This is a genomic window from Azonexus sp. IMCC34842, assembly GCF_050368855.1.
Lineage (GTDB): Bacteria > Pseudomonadota > Gammaproteobacteria > Burkholderiales > Rhodocyclaceae > Azonexus > Azonexus denitrificans_A.
On the sequence record NZ_CP178449.1, the window covers coordinates 3,402,093 to 3,422,989 of the forward strand.

The following is a 20,897-nucleotide window of genomic DNA, read 5'->3' on the forward strand; positions in this document are numbered from 1 at the left end:
CCCATGCCACTCGTATCCATGCGCCAACTACTCGACCATGCCGCCGAAAATGGCTACGGTCTGCCCGCTTTCAACGTCAATAACATGGAACAGGTCTGGGCCATCTGCGAAGCCGCCAGCGAGATCGACGCCCCAGTCATCATGCAGGCCTCGGCCGGCGCCCGCAAGTACGCCGGCGAGCCCTTCCTGCGTCACCAGATCCTCGCTGCGCTGGAAGCCTACCCGCACCTGCCCATCGTCATGCACCAGGACCACGGGCAAAGCCCGGCCGTCTGCATGGGCGCCATCCGCTCCGGCTTCACCTCGGTGATGATGGACGGCTCGCTGGAAGCCGACGGCAAGACCACTTCCTCCTACGAATACAACGTCGCCGTCTCCCGTGAAACGGTCAAGTTCGCCCACGCCATCGGCGTTTCCGTCGAAGCCGAACTGGGTGTGCTCGGTTCGCTGGAAACCATGAAGGGCGACAAGGAAGACGGCCACGGCGCCGACGGTCACATGACCCGCGAACAGCTGCTGACCGACCCGGACCAGGCCGCCGACTTCGTCAAGCAGACCAACTGCGACGCGCTGGCCATCGCCATCGGCACCAGTCACGGCGCCTACAAGTTCACCAAGCGGCCGACCGGTGACATCCTGGCCATCGACCGCATCAAGGAAATCCACGCCCGCATCCCGAACACCCACCTGGTGATGCACGGCTCCTCCAGCGTGCCGCAGGAACTGCTCGCCGAAATCCGCGAATTCGGCGGCGACATGAAGGAAACCTATGGCGTGCCGGTCGAGGAAATCGTCAAGGGCATCGCCCACGGCGTGCGCAAGGTCAATATCGACACCGACATCCGCCTGGCGATGACCGGTGCCGTGCGCCGCTACCTGTTCGAGAATCCCGGCAAGTTCGACCCGCGCGACTACCTGAAGCCGGCTCGCGAAGCCGCCAAGAAAATCTGTCTGGCCCGCTACGAAGCCTTCGGCTGCGCCGGTCGTGCCAGCCAGATCAAGCCGATTTCGCTGGAAAAAATGGCCGAACGTTATGCCAAGGGCGAACTGAACCAGATCGTCAAGTAAGCCTTCGCCAACGCCGAATGACGACAGCCGCCCACGGGCGGCTTTCGCTTTTTGGCGCCGGGCATCCCGAAAAATACGCAGAAATCACTTCATTTAGGCCCCCAAATGACCGCCCCTGGCAAACCGAAGCCCTTTTCAATGATTCGCGAATTCCATCTGGCCGACTGGTTCACGCTCGGCAACGCCATCAGCGGTATCGGCGCGCTGTTTTCGACGATGAGCTACCTGCAGCTCGGCGATATCCGGCACATCTACTTTGCCTGCGGCCTGCTGCTGGCGGCCCTGATATTCGATGTACTGGATGGCCGGATCGCCCGCTGGCGGCAAAAAACCTCGGCGATGGGCCGGGAACTCGACTCGCTCGCCGACGTCATCTCCTTCGGCGTCGCCCCGGCCATCATGGGCTACGCATTGGGCATGAACGGCCTGTACGACCGCATCATCCTGTGCTATTTCGTCGCCTGCGGCGTCTCCCGGCTGGCCCGCTACAACGTCACCGCCGAAGAGCTTTCTGGTGGCGGCGACAAGGTCAAGTACTTCGAAGGCACGCCGATACCGACATCGCTGCTGATCGTCGGCCTGCTGTTTGCTGCCGCCTCGACCGGCGCCGTCCGGGAGACCCTGTGGTTCGGCGAACTCAAGCTGGCCGGCTTCACCTTCCATCCCTTCGTCCTGACTTTCGCGCTCTCCGGCTCGCTGATGATCAGCCGGCTGCGGCTTCCCAAGCCGTGAATGCGGGCCGGGCGCCGGGTTTTCCCGACGCCGGCCAGCACTGGCGGTGACGCCTAGAGCACCCGCATGAAGGCCACCAGATCCTTCTTCTCCTGTTCGCTGAGTTTCAATTCCAGCACCAGATTGAAGAATTCAACGGTGTCCTCCAGCGTCAGCAGGCGGTCGTCGTGCAAGTAGGGCGGCGAGTCCTTGATGCCGCGCAGCGGGAAGGTCTTGATCGGACCGTCGGCCGACGCCTTGCGACCATTGATCGTCACCTCCTTGAAGAAGCGCTCGACCTTCAGGTTATGCATCTGGTTGTCGGTGTAGTACGGCGGCGTATGGCAGCTGGCGCACTGGCCCTTGCCGAAGAAGACTTCCTGGCCGCGCATTTCGCTCTCGCTCGCCTTGGCCGGATTGAGCTTGCCGAAGACATTGAGCTTGGGCGCCGGCGGGAAATCGAGCAGTTCCTGGAATTCGGCCATGAAATGCACCTGGCTGCCGCGTTCGAGGACGTTGGTGCCCTTGCGTGCCGCGTCGGCCGGAATGCCGTCGAAATAGGCGGCGCGCTGCTCGAATTCGGTAAAGTCCTCGACCGTCTTCAGTGCCCGCTGCGAACCGAACAGGCGCTGGATGTTGACGCCGCGCAGCGATGGCGTGTCGATCCGGTGCCGATGCTCGTTCGGCCGGATATCGCCTACCGTGTGGGTCGACGCATTGGTATGGCCGTTGGCGTGACAATCGAGACAGGCGACCCCCTGGCTGGCTTTCACGCTGCGCCGGTCGTCGGTCGCATTGAACTGCTGCTGCGGGAAGGGCGTGACCAGCAGCCGCAAGCCTTCAAGCTGCTTGGGATTGAGGATGTCCTTGAACAATTCGTGGAAATTGGTCAGGGTCACCAGTTTGCCTTGCGAGACGTCGCCCAGATCCGGGCGCGTCGTCAGAAAGATCGCGGCCGGAAATTCCGGCAACAAATGATCCGGCAGATCGAAATCGAGGTCGAAGCGGGTCAGATCGCGATCGGTCTGCTTCTTCGTTTCATCGATCAGGAACTTCGGGAAGATCATCCCGCCCGCCTCGTGGTGCGGATGCGGCAAGGGAAGAAACCCCGCCGGCCAGAGCTGCCGTTCCTTGATCTGCTCCGGCGACAGCGCGGCCAGCCGGTCCCAGGTCATGCCGGCCGGCAATTTGACACGCACGCCTTCCTGCACCGGCTTGCCGCGCGACATGGTGGTTCCGGCCGCTCTTCGGTCGGCCAGGTCGTAGCGCTGGGCGAGCAATCCCTGCTGTCGTGTCGAAAACTTGGGTTTCTCCGCTTGCAGGCGCTTCACCAGCGCCGCGAAATCTTCGTCTGCCGCCGACGCGGCCGGCATGAAAGAAACAAAGAGAGCAACGGGTAGTACGGCGAAAAGGGAACGGATCAAAACGCTAACTGACATGACGGACTCCTTGTGAATTGGTGGAGCTTCATCTTCATGAATCAGGCGGATCGCGACAGCCGATCGACAAGTGCACCGCAGGACTGACAACGCGACGACGTAACAGTATGCTAGGCGCTCGCGAAAAATCATTCTGTACGTAGCCGCACATAAACATGATTTCCGCTTCCTTTGCCGGGCAAAAAAGAGGCCCCAAACTTCGGGGCCAAAGACGCAAGGTACAGCAGAGTGAAACCCGGTTGCTCAGCGATAGGCGTTGGCCATTCTTTCCAGCGGAACGGGCTTGATGCGGCTGGCCTGGCCGGCGCTGCCGAAGGCATCGAAGCGCATTTGACAGATGCCGCGGGCGGCGGCGACGGCGGCCTTGAGGAAGGCCCGCGGGTCGAACTCGTCGGGTTTCTCGGCCATCGCCTGACGCATGGCGCCGGTCATCGCCAGCCGGATGTCGGTGTCGATATTGACCTTGCGCACGCCATGCCTGATACCCTGGACGATCTCCTCGACCGGCACGCCATAGGTTTCCTTGATCTCCCCGCCATGGCGGCGGATCACTTCCAGCCATTCCTGCGGCACTGATGATGAGCCGTGCATCACCAGATGGGTGCCCGGAATGCGTGCATGGATGGCCTTGATCCGGTCGATGGCGAGGATGTCGCCGGTCGGCGGCCGGCTGAACTTGTAGGCGCCGTGGCTGGTGCCGATGGCGATGGCCAGCGCGTCGACGCCGGTCCGGGCGACAAAGTCGGCGGCCTCGTCGGGGTCGGTCAACAGCTGCGCGTGGTCGAGCTTGCCGGCCGCGCCGATGCCGTCTTCCTCGCCCGCTTCGCCGGTTTCCAGCGAACCGAGGCAACCCAGTTCGCCTTCCACCGAAACGCCGATGACATGGGCCATGTCGACGACGCGGGCGGTGACCTCGACGTTGTAGGCATAGCTGGTCGGCGTCTTGCCATCGGTCCCCAGCGAGCCGTCCATCATCACGCTGGAAAAGCCGCTGCGCATCGACTGCTGGCAGACGGCCGGCGAAGTACCATGGTCCTGGTGCAGACAGACCGGAATGTCCGGATATTGCTCGATGGCGGCCTCGACCAGCTTGCGCAGGAAGGGCTCGCCGGCGTACTTGCGCGCCCCGGCCGAGGCCTGCAGGATGACCGGGCTGGCGCAGGCCTCGGCGGCCTGCATGATGGCCTGGATCTGCTCCATGTTGTTGACATTGAAGGCGGGCAGGCCGTAGCCGTGTTCGGCGGCGTGATCGAGCAGTTGCCGCAGGGAAATCAGTGCCATCGGAAGAACCTTTCAGAAAATCAGGCGTGCAGCCGCCCCCCGCCTGAATCGGCGAAACGGCCAGCCAGCGATAAACAAGGGGAAAGCGCCACCGCCCCCGGCCAGCCAAGCGGCCGGGGAAACTATTGCCTAGCGGGCGGCGTACTGCAGGAAACGCAGCATGTTGCAGGTGTAGCCGTACTCGTTGTCGTACCAGGCGACCACCTTGACGAAGGTCGGGTCGAGCGCGATGCCGGCACCGGCATCGAAGATCGACGGCGTGCGGCAGCCGCGGAAATCGGTCGATACCACTTTCTCGTCGGTATAGCCGAGAACGCCCTTGAGCGGCCCGGCCGTCGCGGCCGCCCGCATGGCCTGGCAGATTTCCTCATAGGAGGCCGGCTTTTCCAGTTCGACGGTCAGGTCGACCACCGAAACATCGGAAGTCGGCACGCGGAAGGCCATGCCGGTCAGCTTCTTGTCGAGTTCCGGAATGACCTTGCCGACCGCCTTGGCGGCGCCGGTCGAGGACGGAATGATGTTTTCGAGAATGCCGCGGCCGCCGCGCCAGTCCTTGGCGGATGGACCATCGACCGTTTTCTGGGTAGCCGTCGCGGCATGCACGGTGCTCATCAGGCCGCGCTTGATGCCGAAATTGTCGTGCAGCACCTTGGCCACCGGCGCCAGACAGTTGGTGGTGCAGGAAGCGGCCGAGACGATGGCCTGGCCGGCATACTTTTGATGATTGACGCCGTACACGAACATCGGCGTGTCGTCCTTGCCGGGCGCCGACTGGATGACCTTTTTCGCCCCCGCCGCAAGGTGCTTGGCGCAGCTTTCCTGGGTCAGGAAGAGGCCGGTCGCTTCGATCACCAGATCGGCCCCGATCTCGTCCCATTTCAGTTCGGCCGGATCCTTGACCGCGCTGAGCCGGATCGCGTGGCCGCTGACCTGCAGATTGCTGCCGTCGAGGCTGATCTCGCCGGGGAAATTGCCGTGTACCGAATCGAACTTCAGCAGGTAGGCCAGGTAATCCGGCGCCAGCAGGTCGTTGATGCCGACGATCTCAATGTCCGAAAACTCCGCCTCCCTGGCGACGGCGCGCAGGACCATCCTGCCGATCCGGCCAAAGCCGTTGATTGCCACGCGAATAGTCATGGGTATTCTCCTGATTCTTGATGAATAGCTGTGGATACCGCTTAAACGTCGCCGTCGTTGGCGCCGGAACTGGCAATGGTGCGCAACACAGTCTGCACCAGATTGCCCACCGTCAGACCGAAGTGTTCGTAGAGCGCCGGGGCCGGAGCGGATTCGCCGAAGGTCTCGAGACCCAGCACCTCGCCGTCGAGCCCGACGTACTTGCGCCACAGGTCGGGATGCCCGGCCTCGACCGCGACGCGACAGACGTCGCTGGGCAGCACATGTTTCTTCCAGGTCGCTGGTTGCTGGTCGAAGCGCCGCGTGCACGGCATCGAGACGACGCGGACGGCCACCCCTTGCGCCTTGAGGGCCGCCTGCGCCTGCATGGCCAGGGCCACTTCGGAGCCGGTGGCGATGATCAGCGCCTGCAACGGGCCGTCGACTTCGGAAAGGATGTAGCCGCCGCGCCGGATGTCGTCGGTCGTGCCGCTGGCGGCGCTGTACTGCGGCAGGTTCTGGCGCGACAACATGAGCGCCGACGGACCGTCCTGGCGCTCCAGGGCAAGCGCCCAGGCGACCGCCGTTTCCAGTTCATCGCACGGCCGCCAGACGTCGAGGCCGGGAATCAGGCGCAGGCTGCTGGCGTGTTCGATCGGCTGATGGGTCGGACCATCTTCGCCGAGGCCGATCGAATCGTGGGTCAGCACATGGACGACGCGCTTTTTCATCAGCGCGCTCATGCGGATCGCGTTGCGCGAATAATCGGAGAACACCGCGAAGGTGCCGCCATACGGCAGCAGGCCGCGATGCTGGGCGACGCCGTTCATGATCGCCGCCATGCCGAATTCGCGCACGCCATACGAAAGGTAGTTGGGCACCTGGTCGGCCGGCGTACTGTGCCAGGGCCGGCTGGTCTTGCCGGCGGTCAGGTTGGAGCCGGTCAGGTCGGCCGAACCGCCGAGCAGTTCGGGGACCCGCTCGACCAGCAGGTCGAGACAGTTCTGCGACGACTTGCGGGTCGCCACGCTGCCTTTGCGCTCGCCGGCCTGGGCTAGCAGCTGGCGCCGTATATCGGCCCAGTTGGCCGGCAGGCCACCCTGCATGCGCCGTTCGAAATCGCCGGCCAGCTCGGGGAAATCGGCCCGATAACGGGCGAGCATATCGCTCCAGCTGCCTTCGGCAACGCCACCGGCGGCCCGGCCATCCCAGGCCTGACGGATGTTCTCCGGCACCTCGAAGGGGCCGTACGGCCAGTCCAGGGCCAGCCGGGTGGCGGCGCTTTCGGCCTCGCCGAGCGGCGCCCCATGGACATCGTGCGACCCGGCCTTGGCTGGCGAACCCCAGCCGATGGTGGTGCGACAGATGATCATCGTCGGCTTGCCGTTGCCGACCTTGGCCGCAACCACGGCATCCTCGACGGCGCTCGCTTCGTGTCCGTCGATCGGCCCGATGACATTCCAGCCATAGGCCCGGAAGCGGGCCGCCGTGTCGTCGCGGAACCAGCCTTTGACATGACCGTCGATCGAAATTCCGTTGTCGTCGTAGAAGCAGACCAGCTTGTCCAGCCCCCAGACGCCGGCGAGCGAGCTGACTTCGTGGCTGATCCCTTCCATCAGGCAGCCGTCGCCGACGAAAGCCCAGGTCCGGTGGTCGACCACCGGGTAGCCGGGGCGGTTGAATTGTTGCGCCAGCAGCTTTTCGCTGAGCGCCATGCCGACCGCGTTGGCCAGGCCCTGGCCGAGCGGCCCGGTGGTCGTTTCGACGCCCGGCGTCAGGCCGGATTCGGGATGGCCCGGGGTCTTGCTGCCGAGCTGCCGGAAATTGCGCAGATCATCGAGACTGAGCGAATAGCCGGTCAGGTGGAGCAGCGCATAGAGCAGCATCGAGGCGTGGCCGTTCGACAGCACGAAACGGTCGCGGTCGGCCCATTGCGGGTTGCCGGGGTTGTGTTTCAGGTGATGCCGCCACAGCACTTCGGCGATGTCGGCCAGGCCCATCGGGGCGCCCGGATGGCCGGACTTGGCCTTCTCGACGGCGTCCACCGCCAGGAAGCGGACGGCATTGGCCAGTTTGCGGCGGGGAATGCTTTCACTCATGGTCTCTCTCCTTGTTATTCAGATCAGGCACGGCGCTTCTGGTCGATCAGGCGCAGCACCATCGGCGTGAAGATCATCTGCATGGCCAGACCCATCTTGCCGCCGGGCACGACCAGCGTGTTCGGGCGGGTCAGCATCGAACCATGCAGGATGCCCAGCAGGTACTGGAAGTCGATGCCCTTGGGGTTGGCGAAGCGGATTACCACCATGCTTTCGTCGGCCGTCGGGATGTCGCGGGCGATGAAAGGGTTGGAGGTATCGACGATCGGCACCCGCTGGAAATTGACGTGGGTGCGCGAGAACTGCGGACAGAGATGGCTGACGTAATCCGGCATGCGGCGCAGGATGGTGTCGGTCACCGCCTCCTGCGTATAGCCGCGCATCTTCTGGTCGCGGTGCAGCTTCTGGATCCACTCGAGGTTGATGGTCGGCACGACGCCGACGCAGAGATCGACCTGCTTGGCGATGTCGACCTGCGCATCGGCATAGGCGCCGTGCAGGCCTTCGTAGAACAGCAGGTCGGTCGCTTCGCTGATCTCCTGCCAGGGCGTGAAGGTGCCCGGCGGCTGGCCGAACGGCTCGGCTTCGCCGGCATCGTGCAGGTATTTGCGGACCTTGCCGCCGCCGCTCTGGCCGTAGCTGACGAAAAGCCGCTGCAGATCGTCGAGCAGATTGGCTTCCGGCCCGAAGTGGCTGAAATTGCGATTGCCCAGTTCCTCCTGCTCCTTCATCGTCGCCCGCATCGCGATGCGGTCGTAGCGATGGAAGGAATCGCCCTCGACAATTAGCGCTTTCAGGCCTTCGCGGCGAAAGATGTGCTGAAAACTTTGCATCACCGTACTGGTACCTGCCCCGGACGAGCCGGTGATGGCAATGATCGGATGCTTGACGGACATGCCTCTCTCCCTTAACTGTGAAATCAGATACGCGTTTCGTCGCGGAACAGCGAACGTTCGGCGAACAGCGGCGAGACGAAGGGGCGGTCGCTGCCATCGTCATATTCGACGTGATAACGCGCCAAACGTTCCACTTCATTTTTCGACCCGAGGATGACCGGCACGCGTTGATGCAACGCCTCCGGTTGCACCTCGAGAATGCGCTGGCGGCCGGTACTCGCCGCGCCGCCGGCCTGCTCGATCAGCATCGCCATCGGGTTGGCTTCGTAGAGCAGGCGGAGGCGGCCCGGCTTGGCCGGGTCCTTGCTGTCCTTCGGGTACATGAAGATGCCGCCGCGGATCAGGATGCGATGCACTTCAGCAACCATCGAGGCGATCCAGCGCATGTTGAAATCGACGCCGCGCACGCCGGTCTGGCCGGCCTTGCATTCGCTGACGTAACGCTGCACCGGCGGCTCCCAGAAGCGCTCGTTGGAGGTGTTGATGGCGAACTCGCGGGTATCTTCCGGCACCCGGATATCGGGATGGGTGAGGATGAAATTGCCGTTTTCGCGGTCCAGCGTGAAGCCGTGCGTGCCGTTGCCGAGGGTCAGGACCATCATCGTCGCCGGGCCGTAGATGGCGTAACCGGCCGCCACCTGTTGCTGGCCGGGACGCAGATAGTCGGCCAGTTCGGCATCGCCGGCAGCGGGTCGGGTAAAAATCGAGAAAATGGTGCCGACCGAGACATTGACGTCACTGTTCGACGAACCGTCAAGCGGGTCGAAAACCAGCAGGTAGCGGCCGCGCGGATATTCGGCCGGGATCCGGTAGGGATCGTCCATCTCCTCCGAGGCCATGCCGGCCAGCTGGCCGCCCCACTCGCAATGACGCAGGATCGCCTCGTTGGTCAGCACGTCGAGCTTCTTCTGCACCTCGCCCTGGATGTTGGTGCTGTCGAGGGCGCCGTGATTGCCGCTCAGCGCGCCCTTGGCAACCATCGCCGAGATGGTTTTGACCGCGGCCGCGACGTCGATGAGCAGCGCACCGAGTTCGCCATGCTGCAGCCGCGTTTGCTCGATGACGAATTTGGAAAGCGTGGTTCGTCCGAATTGCATGATGGCTCCTGTCAGGTTTCCTTACCGCGATGCCTGCAAAGATAAGACCATAGTTAGTTAAGCAATAGTCAGTATTTTTTACCATCGCGATAAGCACTTACTTAATGCGTAATACGCTTAAGTCCGACTTAACTATTTCTGACTGGAGCCGGCGCTCTTCCCTGGTTATCGTTGCTCGCCATGAACCCACTGCAAGCGATCATTTTCGACGTCGACGGGACGCTCGCCGAAACCGAGCGTGACGGCCATCGCCCGGCCTTCAACCGGGCTTTTACCGAATGCGGCCTGAACTGGCACTGGGACGAGGTGTTGTACGGCCGCCTGCTCGACATCACCGGCGGGAAGGAACGCATCCGCCACTTCGCCGAGCACTGCGCCCCGGCCGTCGCCGCCCGGCCCGATTTCGACCGGCTGGTCCACCAGGTGCACGCCGCCAAGACGGCCCATTACGTCGGGCTGGTCGACCAGGGCGGCGTGGCGCTGCGGCCCGGCGTCGCCCGCCTGATCGACGAGGCCCGGCAAGCCGGTATCCGCCTGGCGATCGCCACCACCACTTCGGCCGCCAACGTGGACGCCCTGCTCCGCGCCAGCCTCGGCCCGGATGCCGCCGGCTGGTTCGCCGTGATCGGGGCCGGCGATGTCGTGCCGGCCAAGAAACCGGCCCCGGACATCTATTTGTGGGTATTGGAAAGACTGCGGCTGCCGGCCGCCGCCTGCCTGGCCATAGAGGATTCGGCCAACGGCTTGCGTGCCGCACTGGGTGCCGGGCTGGCCAGCGTGGTGACAGTCAGCGAATACACTGCCGGGCAGGATTTTGCCGGCGCCCGGCGGGTCGTGCCGCATCTCGGCGGGCTATCGCTGGCCGAGCTTGACCAGGCTGCCAGCGGCCTTTAGCTGAGGACGAAGTTCTGGTCGGGCAGCGGGGCCGGCGGCGGAGTTTCGCCGAGCATTTCGCGCAGGCTGGCATCGATGCCGGCGACGATGGCATCGAGCGCCAGGTCGTTGGGCATGCGACCGAAGGGGTCTTCGATCTCGTCGCTCAGCGCCTCCAGCGCGAAGAAAGTATAGGAGACGAAGGTGACGATGAGCGGCGTCATCAGACCGATCGCATCGACCAGGCCAAAGGGCAGCAGCAGGCAGTAGAGGTAGGACGAACGATGCAGGATCACCGAGTAGGTGAAGGGCAGCGGCGTATTGGCGATGCGCTCGCAGCCGCCGAGCGCCCCCGACAGGGCGTCGAGCCCCTGCTCCATGCTTTGGCCGAGGATCGGCTGGAGGTCGCCGGTTTGCCGCCTGGCCCGCAGCCATTGGGCCAGCCAGAGAAGGATCAGGTTGGCCCCGCCGCGCGCCGGCACGACCTGGCCGACGACCTCCGCCGGCAACAGCCCGGCCAGTCCGCGTTCGCGGGGATCGTCGCGCAACTGGTTGCGCAGCACGGTGGCGAAGGCGATCAGGCCGAGGATGAACGGCCGGGCCTGGTCGGCCGGGCCGGCGCAGGTCAGCGCCTTGCGGGCCAGATTGCGGACTTCGACGAGGACCGTCCCCCACTGCTTGCGGGCTTCCCAGTAACGGTCATAGCTGGCGTTGATGCGAAAGCCGAGAAAGATCGCCAGGGCCACCCCGATCAGCGAAAACGGGCTGGCCGTCAGCGGCACCTTCCAGTGCAGCAACTGGCCGTGCGCCGCCACCACGGCGCAGGCAACGGTGAAGACAAAGATCTGCTGGGCCAGGATCAGGTGGACCAGCGAGCCGCGCCGCACGAAGAGCAGGTAGAACCAGTGCGGCCGCGGGCGGACGATCATCGGCTTACATTGCCCCTTGGCGCAGGTAACGCAGGTGCCAGCTCAGGGCTTCCTCGAGCAGATGCGGCGTTTGCTTGCCCGGCGAATGATCGAGGGCGCGCTTGTAATAGTCGGTCAGCGCCGGCTTGAAGTGCGGGTGGGCGCAGTTCTCGATGATCGCCTTGGCGCGTTGCTTCGGCGAGAGGCCGCGCAGGTCGGCCAGGCCCTGTTCGGTGACCAGGATCTGGACATCGTGTTCGGTGTGATCGACGTGCGAAGCCATCGGCACGATGCAGGAGATCTCCCCGCCCTTGGCTTGCGACGGCGTCATGAACATCGACAGATAGGCGTTGCGGGCGAAGTCGCCGGAGCCGCCGATGCCGTTCATGATCTTGGTGCCCATGATGTGGGTCGAATTGACGTTGCCGTAGATGTCGGCCTCGATCATGCCGTTCATCGCAATGACCCCGAGCCGGCGGATGATTTCCGGGTGGTTCGAGATTTCCTGCGGCCGCAGGATGATGTTGTTCTTGTAGCGCGCCAGGTCGGTATTCAGTTCGGCCAGGGCGCCCGAGCTCAGCGAGAAGGCGGTGGCCGAGGCGCAGGTCAGTTTGCCGGACTTGATCATCTCCAGCATGCCGTCCTGCAGCACTTCGGTATAGGCCGTCAGGTTCTCGAACGGGCCCTGGTTGAGGCCGGCCATCACGGCATTGGCGATGTTGCCGACGCCCGACTGCAGCGGCAGCAGGTCGACCGGCAGGCGGCCTTTCTTGACCTCGTGCTCGAAGAATTCGAGGATGTGGCCGGCGATCTTGCGGGAGTTTTCATCGGGGGCCGAGAACGCCGAATTGCGATCCGGGCTGTTGGTTTCGACGACGGCGATGACCTTGTTCGGGTCGCAGCGCAGATACGGTTCGCCGATCCGGTCCTGGGTGCGGACCAGCGGAATCGGCTTGCGGTGCGGCGGCAGCTGGGTGCCGTAATAAATGTCGTGCATCCCCTCCAGCTCGGGGTTTTGCCAGGAATTCACTTCCAGGATGATCTTGTCGGCCTGATCCAGCCAGGTCTTGTTGTTGCCGACCGACGACGAGGGGATCAGCCGGCCGTCTTCCAGAACCCCGGCCACTTCGACCACGGCAATGTCGAGCTTGCCGAGAAAGCCGGACCAGACAAACTGCGCGACATGCGACAGGTGAATGTCGATGTATTCCATCTCGCCGGCATTGATCCGTTTGCGGCAGGTCGGGTCCGACTGGTAGGGCAGCCGCATCTCGACGCCATCGACCATGGCCAGCGCGCCGTCCAGGTCGGGCGCGGTCGAGGCGCCGGTCCACACGCCGATCTTGAATTTCTTGCCATACAGATTGGCGTCCATGATACGTTTGGCCAGGGCCGACGGCACCAACTTCGGGTAGCCGGCACCGGTAAAACCGCTCATGCCGACATTGACGCCGGACGGAATCAGGTTGGCGGCCTCTTCGGCCGACATTACCTTGCTGCGCAGTTTGGCGCACTGGATACGGGATGATCCATTCGAGGTCTGCATGGTCTGTAGTGATCCTGGGAAAGAAAGTAAAAAAAAGCCCGCACAAGGCGGGCTCAAGCCCAATACTTCAAGGGCGCATGATCGTCAGGGGGAGATTGACGCAATAAGGTAAAACGCAGGCGCTCAGCGCTGCTTCAGATCGGCTTCGGCAGCCGGCTTCGACGCATCGGCGGCGGCCGGGGCAGCCGCATCAACCGGGGCAGCTTCGCTGGCGGCAGCAGGGGCCGGAGCCGGAGCGGCTTCCGGAGCAGGGGCCGGAGCGGCCACCGGGGCGGCTTCCGGTGCCGCTACCGCTGCGTCCTTCTGGCCACAGGCGGTCAGGGCGAGAGAAAGGAGAGCGGCAGCGAACAGGGCGTGTTTCATGGTAATGCATCCTTTGGGGGGGTGGAAAAGCTCAGGGGCGGTACGATAAAACGCCGATTGCCGGTCGGCAAACGACACTTTATGATGCGATGGATAAATAAAACTTAATCGTCATCCATGAGCTATCGACTTCCCCCTCTGCCCGCCCTGCGTGCCTTCGAAGCCGCCGCCCGCCACCTCAGTTTCAAGAAGGCGGCGGAAGAGCTGCACGTCACCCCGGCCGCCATCAGCCAGCAGATCAAGCTGCTCGAAAGCTACCTCGACCTCAGCCTGTTTCGCCGCCTGACCCGTGCCATCGAACTGACGCCGCAGGGCATGGCCATGCTGCCGAAGATACGGGAAGGTTTCGACTGCCTGGCGGCGGCCATCGAAAGTTCGCGCCAGGGCGACGATGGCCCGCTCACCGTCAATGCCCCGCCCTCCTTCGCTTCACGCTGGCTGGTCCCGCGCCTGCCGCGCTTCGCGGCCAGCCATCCGGGCATTGCGCTCCGCCTGTCGAGCAGCGCCGACACGGTCGATCGGCACGGCGAAACGATGCTCTTCGTCGAGCGGCAGACCGACCCGCGGACGGCGACCAGCGAAGTCGCCATCCGCTACGGCACCGGCAACTACCCCGGCCTGCGCGTCGAAAAGATCTTCGCCCCGAATTGCGTACCGGTGTGCAGTCCCCGCCTGCCGACGCCGGACAAGCCGCTCGACAGTCCGGCCGACCTCGCCCGCCATGTGCTGATCCACGACGAAACGATCGGCGACGAAGGCCGCCAGCCCGACTGGGCGCAATGGCTGAACACGGCCGGCGTGCCCGGCGTGGACGCCCGGCGCGGCCCGCGTTTCTCGAATGCGGTGCTCGCCGTCGAAGCGGCGCTCGATGGCCAGGGCGTCGCGCTCGCCCTGTCGCCGCTGGTCGAGGCCGAGGTCGCCGCCGGGCGCTTGTTGATGCCTTTTGCGCTAACCATCCCGTCGCCCTACGCCTACTACCTGGTGATGTCCGAAGCAATGGCCAGCCGCCCCTCGGTGGCCGCCTTCAGCGACTGGCTGCAGGCCGAAGGACGGCAGGTAAACCGGCCGGCGGCGCGCCGCCCCGGGAACGCTTAGTCGGCCGCGGCGCCGGCCATCACATAGCGCCCGCGTCCCGCCTGTTTGGCCTGGTACATGGCGTGGTCGGCCAAGGACATCAGGTCGTCGGCATCGCTTCGCCCATCGCCGAGCGCGATCCCCACCGACAGGCCGAGTGAGCATTCCTGGCCGCGCAGATGGAATGGCTGGTCGATCGCCTTGATGCATTTGGTGGCGACGGCCTTGGCCGATTCTTCGACATAGCCCGGCTCGGCCCCGAGATCGCCGACCACGATGACGAATTCGTCGCCGCCCACCCGGGCCAGCGTATCGGTCTCCCGGATGCTCGCCTGCAGGCGCTGCGCCACCTGGACCAGGGCCAGATCGCCCGCTTCGTGGCCGAGGGCGTCGTTGATCGCCTTGAAGCCGTCGAGATCGAGGAAAAGGACGGAGAACCGGGTGTCGTTGCGATGCGCGCGGCGCAACACCTGCTGAATCCGGTCGCAGAGCAGTGCCCGATTCGGCAGACCGGTCAGGGTGTCGTGATGCGCCATGCGGGCAAATTCGGCCTGGGTCGCCTGCAGTTTGACCAGCAGCCGGTTGAAGGCTTCCGTCAGATGGCCGACCTCGTCGGCCCGGGCCACCGGAAGCGGTTCGAGCGGCAACTCGCCGCGCGTCATTTTGTCGGCATGGTCGGCCGCCCGGAACAATGGCCGAAAAACGGCGAGCAGACTGCCGGTCGCCACCAGCAGGAAGAAGGCGATGGACGTGGCGGCATGCCGCAGCACGAAATTCTGGACATGCTTGACCAGGGCAAAGGCTTCGGCGGTCGGCAGGCGGGCCACCACGAACCAGCCGGTGCTGGCGACCGAAGCCATCGCCGACACTTCTTCGACGCCCCGCGCATTGGTCGTCACGCCGTGCCCTCGATAGCCGCCCATGGCCCGGTCGTGCAACGGGTTAACGCCGGGCGGCGGCGTCGCCTGGAGGACCATAGCGGGATCGCTGGCGGCGACGAACAACTGGTCGCGCGGCGAGACCAGCAGGAAACCGCCGCTTTCACCGATCCGGCTCTGCTGCAACAGGTCGAGGAAACCCGGGGCGCCAATGGCCGTGATGCCGACCAACACTGCCTGAACTTCGCCATTCGGCTTCCTGACCGGCACGGCAAGCGGCAGTACCGGCTCCTTGGTCACCCGGCCGACCACCGGCCGACCGACTGCTGCCTTGCCGGCCAGGGCCTCGCGCACGTAGTCGCGATCGCGATAACTCATCCCGACCCGCTCGGGCCGCCGTGGATAATCGCCCAACACCAGGCCGCTCGGATCGACGACGAACAGACCTTGCGAAAACAGCGGCTGCCATTCGTGGCGCTCGCCGAGCCACGCCCGGAGTTCCTCGGGGCGATGCAACAGGTGCGCCGGCAGGACCTTGGCCAGTTGCTTGAGCATCGCCTGCCGTTCGCGAATCTTGTAGTCGATATCGTGCGCGACGTAAGTGGCCAGAGCCAGCTGTTGAGCCGAAACGACCTTCTCGACATCTTCGCGCAGATAGGCGCCGAGCAGCGTATAGCGCGCCACGACACCGGCCAGAACGATGACGATGCCGAGCAGGAGCAGGCGGGTGACGATGCTGTTGGCAATACGGCGAAAATTCATGGCGACGATGATACCGAATGCGCCGGGGAAATGCCGTGCCGGCCAATTAATCAGCAAAGGCTTATCGATCGGATAAAAACATCTGACTGTTGTTTATCTATTGAAGCTCCTAGCATTCAGTCCATCGCAGCACGCCTTCCGCACCCCCAAAGGAGACAAGACGATGGACCAGTCAAACCGCTACGCCGACCTCAGCCTGAAGGAAGAAGACCTGATCGCCGGGGGCCGCCACATTCTGTGTGCCTACAAGATGAAGCCGAAGGCCGGCCACGGCTACCTCGAGGCTGCCGCCCACTTCGCCGCCGAATCGTCGACCGGCACCAATGTCGAGGTCTGCACCACCGACGACTTCACCAAGGGCGTCGATGCGTTGGTCTATCTGATCGACGAGGCCAGTGAGGAAATGCGCATCGCCTACCCGCTCGACCTGTTCGACCGCAACATCATCGACGGCCGGATGATGATGGTCTCCTTCCTGACGCTGACCATCGGCAACAACCAGGGCATGGGCGACATCGAGCACGCCAAGATGTACGACTTTTACGTGCCGCGCCGGGCCATCGAACTGTTCGACGGGCCCTCCGTCGACATCAGCAACCTCTGGCGCATCCTCGGCCGGCCGGTCGAAAACGGCGGCTACATCGCCGGCACCATCATCAAGCCCAAGCTCGGCTTGCGCCCCGAGCCGTTCGCCAAGGCCGCCTACCAGTTCTGGCTGGGCGGCGACTTCATCAAGAACGACGAGCCGCAGGGCAACCAGGTCTTTTCGCCGCTGCGCCAGACCATCCCGCTGGTCTATGACGCGATGAAGCGGGCGATGGACGAAACCGGCGAGGCCAAGCTGTTCTCTGCCAACATCACGGCCGACGACCATGCCGAGATGATCGCCCGCGGCGAATTCATCCTCGAAACTTTCGGCCCGGATGCCGACAAGGTGGCCTTTCTGGTCGATGGCTACGTCGGCGGCCCGGGCATGGTCACCACCGCCCGCCGCTATTTCTCGCGCCAGTACCTGCACTACCACCGGGCCGGCCACGGCGCCGTCACCTCGCCCTCCGCCAAGCGCGGCTACACCGCCTACGTGCTGGCCAAGATGAGTCGCCTGCAAGGCGCTTCCGGCATCCACGTCGGCACCATGGGCTACGGCAAGATGGAAGGCGGCAAGGACGACCGCGCCATCGCCTACATCATCGAGCGCGAGGAATACCAGGGGCCGGCCTACTTCCAGAAGTGGCACGGCATGCGGCCGACCACGCCAATCATTTCCGGCGGCATGAACGCGCTGCGCCTGCCCGGCTTCTTCGCCAACCTCGGCCACGGCAACGTCATCAACACGGCCGGCGGCGGCGCCTACGGCCACCTCGACAGCCCGGCGGCCGGCGCCCGCTCGCTGCGCCAGGCCTACGAATGCTGGAAAGCCGGGGCCGACCCGATCGAATGGGCCAAGGAGCATCGGGAATTCGCCCGCGCCTTCGCCTCCTTCCCACAGGACGCCGACCAGATCTACCCGGGCTGGCGCGACAAGCTGGCCGCCCACTGCCGATAACGCAAGCAACCCCGCTCCGGCGGGGTTTTTCATCGGCTCGCCCGACGTTTCCCGTCGGCCATTGCCATCCCCGGAAGCAAAGCCTAAAGTTAAACCCTGCCTTAATTAATCGACATCACTCTTAAGAAACGACCCCGGTGAATTTCATTCGCAGCCTGACGCTTCGCCAGCTCCAGATTTTCGTCGTCGCCGCCCGCCATCTGAGTTATGCCCGCGCCGCCGAGGAATTGCACCTGACCCCGCCGGCCGTCTCGATGCAGTTGAAACAGCTCGAAGACAACGTCGGTCTGCCGCTGTTCGAACGCCTGGGGCGCGGCGTCGCGCTGACCGGGGCGGGCGAAATGCTGGTCCATCACGCGCTGCGCGTGCTCGGTGAAATAAAGGATGCCGAAGCCAACCTGCAGGGCCTGCTCGGCGCCGAAACCGGCCTGCTCTCGGTCGGCCTGGTCAGCACCGCCAAATACTTCATGCCCAAACTGCTCGCCAAGTTCGCCCAGGAACATCCGGGCGTCGAAGTGCAATTCACCGTCGGCAACCGCGAGGCCTTGCTCCAGAAACTGCAGGACAACGCCATCGATCTCGCCGTAATGGGCCGGACGCCGGTCGAAATCGACGCCCACGCCGAACCGCTGGCCAGCCACCCCTACGTCCTGATCGCCCCGGCCGAACACCCGCTGGGCGCCGCCCGGCGTTTCGACCTTCATGAGCTGCGCCACGAAACCATTCTGCTGCGCGAGGAAGGCTCCGGCTCGCGCCGGGTGGCCGAGGAAATGTTCAGGAATCACCTGTTCACGCCGGCCCGAACGATCAGCCTGGGCAGCAACGAAACCATCAAGCAGGCGGTGATGGCCGGCATGGGCATCAGTCTGCTCTCGCTGCATACGCTGCCGCTCGAACTGAAGACCGGCGAAATCTGCCTGCTCGACGTGATCGGCACGCCGATCGAACGCACCTGGTATGTCGTCCATATGAACAGCAAGCGCCTGCTGCCGGCCGGCCAGAAATTCCGCAACTTCCTGCTCGACCACGCCGCCCCGAACCTGGAGCAGGAGTTCGGCAGTTACCTGCTTCGCCTCAAGGCAAACCCAGGCGACCTGCCGAACGCCGCGCCGAGCGTGGCACGGTAAACACTGCCGGTTATTGCGCTCCCTGCAAGCAGGCATTGCCTGGAGCGACAAGGGGCAGAAGGGCGCGCGCCGAGACGATCAAACGTTTTTTGGCCCCTGAACCCATCTTGCGTTCAACCTCCCACATCGGGAGTCCTTTGACGACGGCCACCTGCTGAATGGCGGTGACGGCAGCCCCCAGCTTGATGCAAAGATATTCAGTGCCGCGCTCAATAGAAGTGGTCATCTTCATTCGCTTGAATCTCCTCTAGTCATCGGAAGAGCCATCCTACTTTAGGGCGACAAAAATCCGATAGATGAAAATCCGCTAAACAGTTCGAGTAAACCGAAGGACGAGGAATAGCCGGGGCCGGACCGGCAAAACCACCGCCGGTAGCAGTCAGAGCCGGGCCTGGAAATTCGGACCACAGAATAAGTGATAGCCTTGCTTCACCAACAGCCGCCTAGCGGCTTGATTGAGGAGCAAGAGCATGACGAGAAGGAAACGGCGGAATCACTTGCCGGAGTTCAAAGCCAAGGTGGCGATTGCCGCCTTGCGAGGCGACAAGACGCTGGCCGAGTTGGCGCAGCAATTTGATGTCCATCCCAACCAGATCGGCAGGCTACGGCTCGGCGGCTCCATGCCTCATTCCCGCATCCAGCGACGGACCTGATTTGCATTGAGCTCATTAGCCAGTGCAATGCTGGTGAGGCTGCACCAGCATTGCAACAGGCTGCGATCACCGCCTGCTTGAACTCTTCTGTATGGTTCCGCCTGCGGCGGCTTGGCATCTCTATTCCCATAGTGTCCACCATCGTTTTTAGTGGACACTATCTTCACGGTCTAAGCCCTGAATTAACAGATGACTTCGCCGGGTGCTTACGACCCAAGGCTGATTTACACCTACGCCACGGCGGACGAGGCTGAGCAAATGCTCGGAGAGTTCGAGGACAAATGGGACGATGCCTATCTACCCATCAGCCAGTCCTGGTGTCGGAATTGGCTGAGAATCATCCCGTTCTTCGACTACCCGCCAGAGATTCGCAAAGTCATTTATACGACCAACGCAATCGAGTCGGTGAACATCAGCTTGCGCAAGATCACCAGGAACAGAGGCTCGCTCCCGAGCGACGGGGCACTAATAAAACTATTCTATCTGGCTCTGCGCAACATCAGCCGAAAATGGACAATGCCAATTCGGGATTGGAAGGCAGCGCTGACTCGCTTTACCATCCAGTTCGAAGACCGGATGAACGACCTTTAACCTGAACCCCGTTTACACAAAATTCCGGACACGCTCCGCATCGAGGTCGGATTGCGGAACTAACATACCGCGACTAAGAGGCTGTTCACGATCTTCTGGGCAAAAGCGCGAGGAAGGCGAGGTGAATGAACTGTAGGCTGCTATTGAGCTTGCGCTCGCAGTTTTTCCATAAACGGCGGCACTTCTCGATCCAGGCGAATGATCGCTCCATCACCCAGCGCTGAGGCATATTTGAGCCTGAGCGCCGAGCAGTTCTTCAACGGCCAGGGCAAATGGCTGACCGACATATCCACCATCGGCCAAGATACGCTGAACGGCTTGTAAATCATCAGCGCAACGGCCGAGCGCAAGCAATGCTCCCTTGCGGTCTGTCACATCGGCCGTCGTGACGACGATCGCATGGGGCAAGCCTTGGGTATCGACTGCAATGTGGCGCTTGATTCCCGATACTTTCTTGCCGGCGTCGTAGCCTTTCTCGCCGGCACTATCGGTATTCTTGACGCTCTGTGCGTCGACGATCAAAAAGCTCGTCGAGGATTTGCGCCCCTGTCTTGTACGAGCCTCGCCAACCACATTTTTTTAAAGCCCGCTCCAGGACGCTGAAACCGTCTGGACCAGGCTCGCTCCACTTGGCGAAGTAGGCGTGCACCGTTCGCCATTTCGGATACTCACTCGGCAACATCCGCCACTGGCAGCCACTTTTCAGCAAATACAGCACGCCGCAGAACACCTCGTATAAATCTATCGTCCGCGGCTTGGTCTGCTTGCGCACACTTTCCAGTAGCGGCCTGATTTCTTCGAATGCTTCCTTGCTAATGTCGCTGGGGTATCTCTTTCTCATGCCCCAGTTTACGACAGGCAAATGATTG

Annotated in this window: 17 protein-coding genes and 3 pseudogenes; 8 read left to right on the forward strand and 12 right to left on the reverse strand. The window is 63.4% G+C overall.

What is annotated here, in order from left to right; genetic code table 11:
* Positions 1-3: 3 nt before the first annotated feature.
* On the forward strand, positions 4-1,068 hold the full coding sequence (fba, locus tag ACLIKD_RS16095) for a class II fructose-bisphosphate aldolase (RefSeq protein WP_428825847.1): 1,065 nt from the start codon (positions 4-6) through the stop codon (positions 1,066-1,068).
* Between the two features lie 138 nt (positions 1,069-1,206).
* Entirely contained in the window at positions 1,207-1,800 is a 594-nt protein-coding gene (gene pssA / locus ACLIKD_RS16100; protein WP_428825848.1) for a CDP-diacylglycerol--serine O-phosphatidyltransferase, read from the forward strand.
* 53 nt (positions 1,801-1,853) lie between these two features.
* Here pssA and ACLIKD_RS16105 read toward each other — a convergent pair whose 3' ends face one another.
* The 6 genes from ACLIKD_RS16105 to ACLIKD_RS16130 form a co-directional block, all read right to left on the reverse strand.
* Positions 1,854-3,218 (reverse strand): cytochrome B6, encoded by a 1,365-nt coding sequence (locus ACLIKD_RS16105; RefSeq protein ID WP_428825849.1) that lies wholly within the window; start codon positions 3,216-3,218, stop codon positions 1,854-1,856.
* A gap of 243 nt (positions 3,219-3,461) precedes the next feature.
* A complete protein-coding gene (fba, locus tag ACLIKD_RS16110; protein WP_428825850.1) occupies positions 3,462-4,499 on the reverse strand; it encodes a class II fructose-bisphosphate aldolase in 1,038 nt (345 codons plus the stop codon).
* A gap of 129 nt (positions 4,500-4,628) precedes the next feature.
* Entirely contained in the window at positions 4,629-5,636 is a 1,008-nt protein-coding gene (gap, locus tag ACLIKD_RS16115; protein ID WP_226471672.1) for a type I glyceraldehyde-3-phosphate dehydrogenase, read from the reverse strand.
* Positions 5,637-5,677: 41 nt separating this feature from the next.
* A complete protein-coding gene (gene tkt / locus ACLIKD_RS16120) occupies positions 5,678-7,714 on the reverse strand; it encodes a transketolase (protein WP_428825851.1) in 2,037 nt (678 codons plus the stop codon).
* Between the two features lie 23 nt (positions 7,715-7,737).
* Positions 7,738-8,610, reverse strand: a complete 873-nt coding sequence (locus ACLIKD_RS16125; RefSeq protein WP_226471674.1) for a phosphoribulokinase — start codon at positions 8,608-8,610, stop codon at positions 7,738-7,740.
* A gap of 23 nt (positions 8,611-8,633) precedes the next feature.
* A complete protein-coding gene (locus ACLIKD_RS16130; RefSeq protein WP_428825852.1) occupies positions 8,634-9,707 on the reverse strand; it encodes a class 1 fructose-bisphosphatase in 1,074 nt (357 codons plus the stop codon).
* A gap of 180 nt (positions 9,708-9,887) precedes the next feature.
* On the opposite strand from ACLIKD_RS16130, the gene ACLIKD_RS16135 reads away from it, so the two are divergent.
* Complete coding sequence (locus ACLIKD_RS16135; RefSeq protein ID WP_428825853.1) at positions 9,888-10,601, forward strand: HAD family hydrolase; 714 nt, start codon at positions 9,888-9,890, stop codon at positions 10,599-10,601.
* Here the strand turns inward: ACLIKD_RS16135 and ACLIKD_RS16140 are convergent.
* From ACLIKD_RS16140 to ACLIKD_RS16150, 3 genes are all read right to left on the reverse strand, one after another.
* Complete coding sequence (locus ACLIKD_RS16140) at positions 10,598-11,509, reverse strand: bestrophin family protein (RefSeq protein ID WP_428825854.1); 912 nt, start codon at positions 11,507-11,509, stop codon at positions 10,598-10,600. The two genes, ACLIKD_RS16135 and ACLIKD_RS16140, sit on opposite strands and share 4 nt — an antisense overlap.
* Before the next feature lie 4 nt (positions 11,510-11,513).
* The gene (locus tag ACLIKD_RS16145) at positions 11,514-13,034 is read right to left on the reverse strand and encodes an acetyl-CoA hydrolase/transferase family protein (RefSeq protein ID WP_428825855.1); all 1,521 of its coding nucleotides are present in this window, start codon (positions 13,032-13,034) and stop codon (positions 11,514-11,516) included.
* A gap of 123 nt (positions 13,035-13,157) precedes the next feature.
* Positions 13,158-13,397, reverse strand: coding sequence for a hypothetical protein (locus tag ACLIKD_RS16150; RefSeq protein WP_226417267.1), 240 nt, complete (start codon positions 13,395-13,397; stop codon positions 13,158-13,160).
* A gap of 117 nt (positions 13,398-13,514) precedes the next feature.
* Here ACLIKD_RS16150 and ACLIKD_RS16155 point away from each other — a divergent pair, with 117 nt between their 5' ends.
* A complete protein-coding gene (locus ACLIKD_RS16155) occupies positions 13,515-14,492 on the forward strand; it encodes a transcriptional regulator GcvA (protein ID WP_428825856.1) in 978 nt (325 codons plus the stop codon).
* Here ACLIKD_RS16155 and ACLIKD_RS16160 read toward each other — a convergent pair.
* Positions 14,489-16,111 carry a diguanylate cyclase domain-containing protein gene (locus ACLIKD_RS16160; RefSeq protein WP_428825857.1) on the reverse strand — a complete coding sequence of 541 codons (1,623 nt, stop codon included), beginning with the start codon at positions 16,109-16,111 and terminating at the stop codon, positions 14,489-14,491. The genes ACLIKD_RS16155 and ACLIKD_RS16160 overlap by 4 nt on opposite strands.
* Positions 16,112-16,274: 163 nt before the next feature.
* Between ACLIKD_RS16160 and ACLIKD_RS16165 the strand changes: the two genes are divergently transcribed.
* Both ACLIKD_RS16165 and ACLIKD_RS16170 read left to right on the forward strand, forming a co-directional pair.
* A complete protein-coding gene (locus ACLIKD_RS16165) occupies positions 16,275-17,657 on the forward strand; it encodes a ribulose-bisphosphate carboxylase (protein ID WP_428825858.1) in 1,383 nt (460 codons plus the stop codon).
* A gap of 137 nt (positions 17,658-17,794) precedes the next feature.
* A complete protein-coding gene (locus ACLIKD_RS16170; RefSeq protein ID WP_428825859.1) occupies positions 17,795-18,784 on the forward strand; it encodes a LysR substrate-binding domain-containing protein in 990 nt (329 codons plus the stop codon).
* Between the two features lie 10 nt (positions 18,785-18,794).
* Here the strand turns inward: ACLIKD_RS16170 and ACLIKD_RS16175 are convergent, their stop codons facing one another.
* Positions 18,795-19,016, reverse strand: a complete 222-nt coding sequence (locus tag ACLIKD_RS16175) for a hypothetical protein (RefSeq protein ID WP_428825860.1) — start codon at positions 19,014-19,016, stop codon at positions 18,795-18,797.
* Positions 19,017-19,254: 238 nt separating this feature from the next.
* Between ACLIKD_RS16175 and ACLIKD_RS16180 the strand changes: the two are divergent.
* Positions 19,255-19,380, forward strand: a pseudogene (locus ACLIKD_RS16180) (transposase); the annotation flags it as partial.
* A 261-nt stretch (positions 19,381-19,641) separates the two neighbouring features.
* A pseudogene (locus ACLIKD_RS16185) lies at positions 19,642-20,028 on the forward strand (transposase); the annotation flags it as partial.
* An 85-nt stretch (positions 20,029-20,113) separates the two neighbouring features.
* Here ACLIKD_RS16185 and ACLIKD_RS16190 read toward each other — a convergent pair.
* A pseudogene (locus ACLIKD_RS16190) lies at positions 20,114-20,869 on the reverse strand (IS5 family transposase).
* Positions 20,870-20,897: the final 28 nt, after the last annotated feature.